The sequence below is a fragment of the Pseudokineococcus sp. 5B2Z-1 genome (assembly GCF_037482305.1).
Taxonomy (GTDB): Bacteria; Actinomycetota; Actinomycetes; order Actinomycetales; family Quadrisphaeraceae; genus Pseudokineococcus.
The window spans coordinates 769,455-780,290 of record NZ_JBBHZG010000001.1; the positions used below are offsets into that span (position 1 = coordinate 769,455).

Genomic DNA, 10,836 nt, shown 5'->3' on the forward strand with positions numbered 1-10,836 from the left:
CGCGGGGGGAGGCGGCGACGTCGGCGCCCGTGGGGCGGGGGGTCACGTCGTCCGCCTCCCGATCAGGCGGTGCCGGCCGCGGCCTGGACCGCGTCGACGACGTCCTGGGGGCTCGCCTGCCCGGCGAAGAGCAGCGCGATCTCGTCGTTCATCGCCCCGCCGACGTTCTCGCCGAAGGCGGTGTCGAAGTAGAGCTGCACGTACGGCGCGCTGTCGCGGTACTCGAGCAGGTCGGCGAGGGCCGGGTCCGAGACGGCGTCGTTGGCGGCCGGGTTGGTCGGCAGCCCCATGTCGCGCTCGGCGAAGCCCGTCTGGACCTCGTCGGACAGGAGGAACTCGAGGAAGTCGGTGCAGATGGCCGGCGCGTCCGCCGAGCAGGCCCACGCGTCGCCGCCGCCGAGGGCGGCCTCCGGGTCGCCCTCGCCGCCCGCGACGGTCGGGAACGGGAACCAGCCCGTCTTCTCCCCCAGGCCCTCGTTGTCCTCGGTCAGGCCCTGCATGACGCCGGGCTCCCAGTGGCCGGCCAGCTCCATGGCGACCTGCTCGGTCGCGAGCAGGCCCGAGGCGCTCGCGGGGCCCTGCTGCGCCGGGGTGGCGAGGAAGCCCTCGTTGAACGGCTCGGTCTCGACGAGCTCCTGGAGGTCCTCGCCCGCCGCGACGAAGCACGGGTCGGAGAAGTCGAGGGAGGTGACGGCGTCCTCGAGGACGTCCTGGCCGCACTCGCGCAGCGCCGTGTAGTACCAGTAGTGCGCGGCCGGCCACTTGTCGCCGGCGCCGACCGAGATGGGCTGGATGCCGGCGTCCTTGAGGGCCTGGACGGCGGCGTCCAGCTCTTCCATCGTCTGCGGCGGCTCGGTGATGCCCGCCTGCTCGAAGAGGTCGGTGTTGTACCAGAAGCCGACGACGCCGACCGAGAACGGCAGGGCGTACGTCCGGCCGTCGATCTGCCAGCCGTTGACCGAGCTGCCGATGGTCTCGATCGTCTCGGGGAGCTCGTCGGAGAGGTCCATCGTCAGGCCCGCCTCGACGTGGTCGGCGAGCTCGCCGCCCCCGCGCTCCATGTACACGTCCGGGGTGTCGCCGGTCTGGAAGGCGGCGTCCAGCCTCGTCAGCATGTCCTCGTGCGCCAGGGCGCTGATCTCGATCGTCGTGCCCGGGTTGGCGGCCTCGAAGTCCGCGGCGACCTGCTCGTAGTAGGCCTTGCCGGGGTCGGTGTTCGAGTTGTGCCACCAGGTGAGCGTGCTGCCGTCGGCGTCGCTGCCGCCGGAGTCGCCGCCGCCGCAGGCGGTCAGCGCGGTGGCGGTCGCCAGGAGCGCGACGGCCGTGAGGGCTCGGTTCCTCGCCATGGGGTGCATGTCCTTCGTCGTCGTCGACCGGTGGAGGAGCGCGGCGAGCATGCGACGGGGCTCGGCGTCGTGTCAAACGTTTTCGATAACGGTTTCGTCGCCGCGGCCTGCCGCTATGGTGCGCCGGTGGCCGACCTCTGGCAGCGCGCGACGACGCCCGCTGACCCCCCGCGCGTGACGATCACGGACGTCGCGCGCCTCGCGGGCGTGTCCGTGGCGACGGTGTCCAAGGTGGTGAACGGCCGGTACGGCGTCGCCGCCGGCACGGTCGAGCGCGTCCGGGGCGTCATCGCCGAGGTCGGCTACGAGACGAGCCTCGTCGCGCGCAGCCTGCGCAGCCACCGCACGGGCGTGCTCGGCATCCTCGTCGCCGAGTTCGAGCCCTTCAGCACCGAGATCCTCAAGGGCGCGGCCCGGGCCGTCGCGGGCACGGGCTACGAGGTGCTCGCCTACGCGGGCGGCGGGCGGGCCGAGGAGGACGCCGGCTGGGAGCGCCGCTCCCTGTCCCGGCTCGGCGGCACGCTCATCGACGGCGCCGTCCTCGTGACGCCGACCGTGGTGGGCGCCCCCGGCGGCGTGCCCGTCGTCGCGATCGACCCCCACGCCGGGCCGAGCGACGTGCCGACGGTCGACGCCGACAACGTGCGCGGGGCCTGCCTCGCGACCGAGCACCTCCTCGAGCTCGGGCACCGGCGCATCGCCTTCCTCGGCGGGCGCCCGGGGCTGGAGTCCGCGCGGCTGCGCGAGGAGGGGTTCCGCTCCGCGATGGCCGAGGCCGGGGTGCCCGTCGACCCCGCGCTCGTCCGGGTCGCCGGCTACCGCCCGCAGACGACGCAGGAGCCCGCACGGGAGCTCCTCGCGGGGCCGGACCGCCCGACCGCCGTCTTCGCCGCCAACGACGTCTCCGCCATCGCCACCATGGAGGTGGCCCGCGACCTGGGGCTGTCGGTGCCGGGCGACCTGTCCGTCGTCGGCTTCGACAACGTCCCCGAGGCGGCGCTGGCGCAGCCGCCCCTGACGACCGTGGCCCAGCCGATGCAGGCGATGGGCGCCGCGGCCGTGGAGCTCCTCGTGCGCCGCCTCACGGGCTCGCCCGACGACGCGCCCGACGGCGGCACGCACGTGCGCCTGCCCACCGAGCTCGTCGTCCGCGGCTCGACGCGCCACCTCTGACCCCGGGCCCGGCCTGCAGCCGCGCCCGACCGCCCCGCCCGACCGCCCCGACGACGAGGAGGCCGCCGTGCCCGCCCCGCACCGCTCCCCCGCCCCGGACCCCTCGCTCGCCCACCGCCGCGCCGACGCCGTGGTCGCGGTGCGCGACGCGGACGGCGCGCCGCTCGCGCACGCCGACGTCGTCGTCGAGCAGGTCCGCCCCGCTCTGGCCCTGGGGAACATCGGCTTCGACCTCGTCGGCTTCGCGAACGGCGAGGAGGAGGCCGACACCGGCAGCCCCTTCGGCGGCGCCGCGCCGTCGCAGGGCGCGCACCTGGCCGACCTCTTCCTCGGCCTCTACGACACCGCCACGCTGCCCTTCTACTGGGGCGGCTTCGAGCCGGTCCGCGGGCGGCCCGACACCGCGCGGCTCCTCGCCACCGCCCGGTGGCTCGCCGACCGCGGGGTCCGGCTCAAGGGCCACCCGCTCGTCTGGCACACCGTGACCGCCGACTGGCTGCGCGACCTTCCGGCCGACGAGGTCGAGGAGGCCCAGCGCGCGCGCATCCGCCGTGAGGTCGGCGACTTCGCCGGCCTCGTCGACACCTGGGACGCCATCAACGAGGTGGTGATCATGCCGGTGTTCGCGAACGAGGAGCACACGAACGGCATCACCCGCCTGTGCCGCGAGCGCGGGCGCATCGCGACGGTGCGGATGGCCTTCGAGGAGGCCCGCGGGGCGAACCCGCGGGCGACGCTGCTGCTCAACGACTTCGACATGTCGACGGCCTACGAGTGCCTGCTCGAGGGCGTGCTCGAGGCGGGCGTGCAGGTGGACGCGCTCGGCCTGCAGAGCCACATGCACCAGGGGTACTGGGGCGAGGAGCGCACGCTCGAGGTCCTCGACCGCTTCGCGCGCTTCGGCCTCCCGATCCACATGACCGAGTCGACCCTGCTGTCCGGCGACCTCATGCCCCCCGAGGTCGAGGACCTCAACGACTTCCGGCCCGCCGCGTGGCCCTCGACGCCGGAGGGCGAGGAGCGGCAGGCGGACGAGCTGGTGCGCCACTACCGCACCCTCGCCTCGCACCCCGCCGTCGAGGCCATCACCTACTGGGGGCTCACGGACGAGGGCGCCTGGCTCGGCGCGCCCGTCGGGCTCGTGCGCGCGGACGGGACGACGAAGCCGTCCTACGACGCCCTGCGCGGCCTCGTGCGCGGCGAGTGGTGGCTCCCGCCCACGACGCTGCGGACCGACGGCGAGGGCCGCGTCGGCGTCGCGGGACACCTCGGCGACTACCGGCTGACGGCTGGTGGCGCGACGGAGTCCTTCACGCTCGCGGAGGCCGGCGACGTCACGGTCGACGTCACGCTCCCCCGCTGACCCCACGGCCCTCGTCGCGAAGCAGACGCCACCTCCACCTCAGCGCCACCCCCGACGCGAAGGTGGCGCCTCCTCCACGTCTGGGACCCCTTCCCGGGTGAAGGTGACGCCTCCTTCGCACCGAGGCCGCCCTCCACCGCGAGCCAGAGCTCGCAGCCTCGGGTCAGCCGCCCCGCAGGCGCTCCGCGACCGCGCGACCGGCGGCGCCCACGGACTGCCGCAGGCCCTGCCGGAGGACGCCGGCGGCGGCCGGGTCGCCCTTGAGCTGGCTCTTGAGCGTGTTCCAGGCCTGCTCCTGGCTGGGGTGCGGCGGGATCATGGGCACGTCCTTGTCGACGACGGCGTCGAGGACGAAGGGCCGGTCGGCCGCCCAGGCGGCGTCCAGCGCCGCCTCGACCTGCTCGGGCCCGTCGACGCGCCGTCCCGCGAGCCCCAGGAGCTCGGCCCACCCGGCGTAGGGGACGTCGGGGAGGCGCTGGGCGTCGGCGTAGGGGACCTCGCCGAGCTGGGCGCGCGCCTCCCACGTGACGAAGGCCAGGTCGGCGTTGTTGAGCACGAGGACGACGAAGCGCGGGTCCGCCCACCCCCGCCAGCGGTGCGCCACCGTGATGAGCTCGTTGACGCCGTTCATCTGCATGGCCCCGTCCCCGAGCAGCGCGAGCACCGGCCGGTCGGGGTGGGCCTCCTTGGCGGCGATGGCGTACGGCATCCCGCCGCCCATCGACAGGAGGGTCCCGGACAGCGAGGCCAGCATCCCGGGTCGCATCTGCAGGTCGCGGGCGAACCAGGCCGTGGCCGTGCCGCAGTCGGCCGCGACCATGACGTCGTCGGGCAGGCGCTCGGACAGCCCCCGGACGACGAGCTGGGGGTTGAGCGGCTCCGCCGCGGCCGTCGCGCTCTCGTGGCTCCAGGCGTCCCACTCGCGGTTCCACCGGGCGACGTCCTCGCGCCACGAGGGGTCGGGCTGCGCACCGCCGTCCTCCTCGAGCAGCGGCAGCAGGGCCGACAGCGTCAGCGCGGCGTCGCCGACGAGGTTGACCTCCGTCGGGTAGCGCAGGCCGCAGCGCGCGCCGTCGAGGTCGACCTGCACCGCCCGCGCCTTCCCCGGCGCCGGGTAGTACTCGCTGTAGGGCATGGTCGAGCCGACGATCAGCAGGGTGTCGCAGCCGTCCATGAGCTCCCACGACGGGCGGGTCCCGAGGAGCCCGATGGCGCCGGTGACCCACGGGAGGTCGTCGTCGAGCACCGTCTTGCCGAGCAGCGCCTTGGCCACCCCGGCGCCCAGGCGGTCGGCCACGGCGGTGAGCTCGTCGCGGGCGCCCGCCGCGCCGACGCCGGCCAGGACGGCGACCTTCCTCCCCGCCCGGAGCACCTCGGCCGCGGCGCGCAGGTGCTCGGCCGGCGGCGTCCCGACGGCGCTGCTGGGCACGGCGGAGGTGTGCACGTAGCCGTGGGCGTACGGCGGGTCCTCCACGGCGTCGGCGTCCTGGACGTCGCTCGGCAGGACGAGCGCCGTCACCGTCCGGTGCGCCAGGGCGGTGCGCGCCGCGCGGTCGACGGCGTGCTGCACCTGCGAGGGGTCGGTGACCGTGAAGACGTAGTCGCCCGCGACGTCCTTGACGAGGTTCCCGAGGTCGACCTCCTGGTAGTAGGAGGTGCCGAGCGCCGAGGTGGCGGTGTGCCCGAGCAGCGCGACGACGGGGACGTGGTCCATCTTCGCGTCGTAGAGCCCGTTGAGGACGTGGACCGCACCCGGTCCGGAGGTGACGGCGACGACGCCGAGGGAGCTGCCGCCGTACTTGACGTCGGCGCAGGCGGCGAAGCCCGCCGTCTCCTCGTGCCGCACCTGGACGAACTGGGCCTCGCCCTGCTGCGCGGCCCGGTCGAGCGCGGCCATGACGCCGCCGATGCCGTCGCCGGCGTAGCCGTAGTAGCGCCGCGCCCCCCAGGTCGCGAGGCGGGAGACGAGGTGGTCGCCGACGGTGGGCGCGGCCATGGCGGACCTCCGGGGTCAGGGGACGGGTCGCCCCCACCCTCCTCGTCGCCCCCGCCCGGCGCACCCGCGGCGGACCGCCGTGCGCAGCGGACGCACAGGCGACTCCCAGGCGAGGGGGAGGCACCCGCCAGGCCGGGCGCGCACACTGGCAGGCATGAGCACAGGACCGGCCGAGGCGCGGCTCCTCGTCGTCGACGACGAGCCGAACATCCGCGAGCTGCTGTCCACCTCGCTCCGCTTCGCCGGGTTCGAGGTGCACACGGCGGAGGACGGGCACGAGGCGCTGCGCCAGGCCGAGCGCGTGCGCCCGGACCTGCTCGTCCTCGACGTGATGATGCCGGACCTCGACGGGTTCGCCGTCACCAAGCGGCTGCGCGAGCGCGGGCGCGACACCCCCGTCCTCTTCCTCACCGCGAAGGACGACCTCGCCGACCGGGTGCAGGGCCTCACCGTCGGCGGCGACGACTACGTCACCAAGCCGTTCAGCCTCGAGGAGGTCGTGGCCCGCATCCGCGCCATCCTGCGGCGGACGGGCGGCGGCGCCGCCGCGGCGCCGGGGCGGCTCGTCTTCGCCGACCTGGAGATGGACGAGGACAGCCACGAGGTGCGCCGCGGCGGGCGCGACGTCGAGCTCTCCCCCACCGAGTTCAAGCTGCTGCGCTACCTCATGCTCAACCCCAACCGGGTGCTGTCGAAGTCGCAGATCCTCGACCACGTGTGGAACTACGACTTCAACGGCGAGGCGGGCATCGTCGAGTCCTACATCTCCTACCTGCGCCGCAAGGTCGACACCGGCACCGGCCTCGACGGCCAGCCCGTGCACCCGCTCATCCACACCCGCCGCGGCGTCGGCTACGTGCTGCGCCTGCCCCCCGAGGCGGCGTGAGCCCCACCCGGTACGCCCAGCTGGCCGCGCGCCTGCCCGAGCCGGTGCGCCGCCGGCTCCCCGCGGAGCCGCCGCAGCCGGTCGTCGACGACGGCGTCGAGCGGCGCCCGCCGGCCGCCCGCTGGGCCGACCAGTTCCCGCTGAGCACCAAGCTCGTCGTGCTCGTCGCGGCGCTGCTCCTGCTCGCGCTGCTCATCACCGGCGTCGCGACGACGTCGCTCCTGCGCGCCGTCCTCGTCGGCAACGTCGACGACCAGCTGCGCGCGCAGAGCGCCACGACCCTCGACCTCCAGACCCTCGTCAGCCGGCAGCGGGCCGGCGAGGACTCGTCGGTGCCCACCGACTACGCCGTCCTCCTCTCGACCGGGGTGCCGGGCCAGGTCACGCCCCTCTCCTCCCCGGGCGAGGCGCTCCCCCAGGTGGGCGACGTCGACGTCGAGGAGGCCCGCGAGCGCGACCGGGAGCCGTACCGGGCCGAGGGCACGGACGGCAGCGACTGGCGCGTCGTGTCCGTGCCCGTCACCTCGGGGACGACGGGGCAGGAGCTCGTCCTGTCCATCGGCTACCCGCTGGGCAGCGTCGACGCCGCCGTGGCCCGCACCCGGGCCCTCTTCTGGCTCGTCGCCCTCGCCGTGCTCGTCGCCGCCGCCCTCGCCGGGCGGGTGGCGGTCCGCCGCTCGCTGCGGCCCCTGCGGGAGGTCGAGGCCGTCGCGGTGGCCTACGGCGCCGGCGACACGAGCCGGCGGGTGCCCGACGCGTGGCCGGGCACGGAGGTGGGCCGCCTCGGCGGCGCCGTCAACGCCATGCTCGAGCGGATCGAGAGCGCGCTCGCCGCACGCGAGGCCTCGGAGGCGCGGATGCGGCGCTTCGTCGCGGACGCCAGCCACGAGCTGCGGACGCCGCTCGCGACCATCCGCGGCTTCGCCGAGCTCCACCGGCAGGGCGCCGTCCGCGACCCCGAGCAGGTGGGCGCCGCCTTCGGCCGCATCGAGACGGAGTCGGCGCGCCTCGGCTCGCTCGTCGAGGACCTCCTGGCCCTCACCCGCCTCGACGAGCAGCGGCCCCTGCGCCGCGACCCCGTCGACCTCCTCGTCGTCGCGGGCGACGCCGTGCACGACCTGCGCGCGCTCGCCCCGGACCGACCGGCGCGCCTCGTCGGGCTGGACGGCTCGCCCGCGCCCGCCCCGGCACCGGTGACGGGCGACGACGCCCGTCTGCGGCAGGTCCTCACCAACCTCGTCGGCAACGCCGTCCGGCACACGCCCGCCGGCACGCCGCTGGAGATCGGGGTGGGCGTGCGACGCCACGAGGGCGGCGCCTGGGCCACCTGGCAGGTCGTCGACCACGGCGCCGGCATCCCGCCCGAGGAGGCCGAGCGCGTCTTCGAGCGCTTCTACCGCTCGGACGCCTCGCGCACCCGCGGCACCGGGGGCGGCAGCGGGCTCGGCCTCGCCATCGTGGCCGCGCTCGTGCGGGCGCACGGCGGCGCCGCCCGCGTCGTCGCGACGCCGGGCGGGGGGACGACCGTCGAGGTCGCCCTGCCCGCGGAGGAGCAGGCCGACGAGCTCCCCGAGGCCGAGGACCACGAGGCCCTCGACCTCGACGGCCCGGACGTCCCGGAGCAGGCCGACCGGACGCCCCGGGGTTCATAGGGAACGTCCAGGCTGCGTCCTGGGTGCGTGCACCCTCGGGGTCTCTACTGGGTCCATCGCCCGGGGCGCCCTGCCGCCGGGCCGCGCTCCAGCCGCAGGAGGACGACGTGACCCACTCGACCCAGCACCGCAACGGCACCGACGACGGCGCCTCCGAGCCCTACGGCCGCCCGACCCCCGGCTACGACGCGTACGGCCGCGACGCGTACGGGCGCACCCCCGACGACGGCGCCCCCTACGACCGCACCGGGGCCCCCTCCGACCGCTACGCGGGGACGCCGGCCGGCGGTCGCCCGACCGACGGGGGCGCCGGCAGCCCCTGGCCCGGCGGGGCCGACGACCGCGGCGCGGCCGGCCGCCCGGGCCAGGGCGAGGGCCCCGCCTGGTACGGCGGCGCGACGCCCCCGCCCGCCGCCCCCGGTGACGGGTCCCCCTCCGGCGGGCGGGCGCCCCGCGACCGCCGCCGCCCGGGCTGGGGCGCGCTCGTGGCGGTCGGGGTCGTGGCCGCGCTCGTCGGCGGCGGGGCGGCCGTGGGCGTCGGGGCCCTCGCGGGCCCCTCGAGCACCTCGAGCACGACGGCCGCCCTCGCACCCTCGAGCTCCTCGTCCTCGGGGAGCAGCAGCGCGCCGGCGACGACGGACGCGGTGGACTGGCAGGCCGTGTCGAGCCGGGTGGCGCCGAGCGTCGTCGCCATCCAGGTGGCGAGCCAGACCGCCCAGGGCGAGGGCTCCGGCGTCGTGCTCGACGACCAGGGCCACGTCCTCACGAACTACCACGTCGTCAACGGCGCGGGCAGCGACGCGCAGATGCGCGTCGTCCTCCCGGACGGCCGCGTGTACGACGACGTCACCGTGGTGGGCCAGGACGCGGCGACCGACCTCGCCGTCATCCAGATCGCGGACCCGCCCTCGGACCTCCGGCCGGCCACCCTGGGCGACTCCTCCGCCGTCGAGGTCGGGCAGCCCGTCATGGCCGTCGGCAACCCGCTGGGCCTGTCCGACACCGTGACCACGGGCATCGTCTCCGCGCTCGACCGCCCCGTGACGACGACGCAGGAGAGCACCGGCCAGCAGTCGCAGCAGCAGCTGCCCTTCGGCTTCCAGCAGCAGCAGCAGGCCCCGCCGGAGCAGGTCGTCACCAACGCCATCCAAACCGACGCGGCGATCAACCCGGGCAACTCCGGCGGCGCCCTCGTGGACGCCGCGGGCGACGTCATCGGCATCAACTCCTCCATCGCCAGCACGGGCCAGCAGGCCGGCTCCATCGGTCTGGGCTTCGCCATCCCGTCCGACGAGGCGAAGCGCATCGCGACCGAGCTGATCCAGGACGGCGCGGCCGACCACGCCTGGCTGGGCGTGACCCTGACGGACACGACGGCGACCGCCGACGGCACCACCCGCCTCGCCGCCGGCATCCAGTCGGTCACCGACGGGACGCCCGCGGCGGACGCCGGCCTGCGGGCGGGTGACGCCGTCACCGCCGTCGACGGCCAGCCCGTCGAGGGCGCCGAGTCCCTCACGGCGCAGCTGCGCGAGCGGGCCCCCGGCACGACGGTGACGCTCACCGTCGTCCGCGACGGCGCGCAGAGCTCCGTGCAGGCGACCCTCGGCACCCGCCAGGACTGACGGGTCCGGACGGGTCGCCGCGCGGCCCGCGCGACGACGAGGAGCCCCCGGTGCACGCCGCCGGGGGCTCCTCGGCGTCCGGGGCTGCTCGGCGTCCGGGGCTGCTCGGCGTCCGGGGCTGCTCGGCGTCCGGGGCTCCTCGGCGTCGGTCGCCGGCCCCGGCGGGGCCTGTGGACGACGCCTGCGAGGCCCCGACGGGCGCCCCTAGCGTCCCGGCGCAGCGGGACCGCACCGGTCCCCCGAGCCCAGGAGGCGCCGTGAGCAGGTTCGAGGTCGACAGCAGCCAGGTGCAGCAGGCGAGCGCGGCGGTCCGCGCGTCGTCGGCCGCCCTCGCCGGGGAGGTGGACCGGATGATGCGGTCCCTGCTCGACCTGCAGGGCAGCTGGAAGGGGCAGGCGTCCAGCCAGTTCCAGGCCGTCGTGGCGGACTGGCGGGGCACCCAGGAGCGGGTCCGCGCCTCGCTGGACCAGGTGAACGCGGCCCTGGCCGCGGCGGGCACCTCCTACGCCGAGGTCGAGGAGCGCAACGCCCGGATGTTCGCACTCTGACCGACGCCCCGCTGCGCGCGGCCCGGCCCGGGCGGTCCGGGCCGTGCGGGTCGGGTCGCGCGGGGCGGGGCCGGACGGGTCGGCTCGGCCCGACCCGCGCCCCGGGGCGGACGTACGCTGGACGGCGATGAGCCTCTCCGCCGCACCGACCGCCCGCACGGGCGCCGTCGCGCTCGGCATGCCCCCGGTGCGCCGGCCGCCGCGCGACGCCCGCGACCCGGCCGCCCGGGCGGCCGCCACGGGGGGG

General features: G+C 76.3%; 8 protein-coding genes. 6 read left to right on the forward strand and 2 right to left on the reverse strand.

Going from position 1 to position 10,836, the window contains the following annotated elements; genetic code table 11:
- Positions 1 to 62: 62 nt before the first annotated feature.
- Positions 63 to 1,346 (reverse strand): extracellular solute-binding protein, encoded by a 1,284-nt coding sequence (locus WDV85_RS03190; protein WP_445263184.1) that lies wholly within the window; start codon positions 1,344 to 1,346, stop codon positions 63 to 65.
- Between the two features lie 126 nt (positions 1,347 to 1,472).
- Between WDV85_RS03190 and WDV85_RS03195 the strand changes: the two genes are divergently transcribed.
- Both WDV85_RS03195 and WDV85_RS03200 read left to right on the forward strand, forming a co-directional pair.
- Positions 1,473 to 2,519, forward strand: coding sequence for a LacI family DNA-binding transcriptional regulator (locus WDV85_RS03195; protein ID WP_339569237.1), 1,047 nt, complete (start codon positions 1,473 to 1,475; stop codon positions 2,517 to 2,519).
- 67 nt (positions 2,520 to 2,586) lie between these two features.
- A complete protein-coding gene (locus WDV85_RS03200; RefSeq protein ID WP_339569238.1) occupies positions 2,587 to 3,882 on the forward strand; it encodes an endo-1,4-beta-xylanase in 1,296 nt (431 codons plus the stop codon).
- A gap of 163 nt (positions 3,883 to 4,045) precedes the next feature.
- Here WDV85_RS03200 and WDV85_RS03205 read toward each other — a convergent pair whose 3' ends face one another.
- On the reverse strand, positions 4,046 to 5,878 hold the full coding sequence (locus WDV85_RS03205) for a thiamine pyrophosphate-requiring protein (RefSeq protein ID WP_339569239.1): 1,833 nt from the start codon (positions 5,876 to 5,878) through the stop codon (positions 4,046 to 4,048).
- A 154-nt stretch (positions 5,879 to 6,032) separates the two neighbouring features.
- On the opposite strand from WDV85_RS03205, the gene WDV85_RS03210 reads away from it, so the two are divergent.
- From WDV85_RS03210 to WDV85_RS03225, 4 genes are all read left to right on the forward strand, one after another.
- Positions 6,033 to 6,764, forward strand: a complete 732-nt coding sequence (locus tag WDV85_RS03210) for a response regulator transcription factor (protein ID WP_171202321.1) — start codon at positions 6,033 to 6,035, stop codon at positions 6,762 to 6,764.
- On the forward strand, positions 6,761 to 8,416 hold the full coding sequence (locus WDV85_RS03215) for a sensor histidine kinase (RefSeq protein WP_339569240.1): 1,656 nt from the start codon (positions 6,761 to 6,763) through the stop codon (positions 8,414 to 8,416). Before WDV85_RS03210 ends, WDV85_RS03215 begins: the two co-directional genes overlap by 4 nt.
- Before the next feature lie 107 nt (positions 8,417 to 8,523).
- On the forward strand, positions 8,524 to 10,041 hold the full coding sequence (locus WDV85_RS03220; protein WP_339569241.1) for a trypsin-like peptidase domain-containing protein: 1,518 nt from the start codon (positions 8,524 to 8,526) through the stop codon (positions 10,039 to 10,041).
- Positions 10,042 to 10,298: 257 nt separating this feature from the next.
- Positions 10,299 to 10,589, forward strand: a complete 291-nt coding sequence (locus tag WDV85_RS03225) for a WXG100 family type VII secretion target (RefSeq protein ID WP_171204398.1) — start codon at positions 10,299 to 10,301, stop codon at positions 10,587 to 10,589.
- The last annotated feature ends 247 nt before the right edge of the window (positions 10,590 to 10,836 follow it).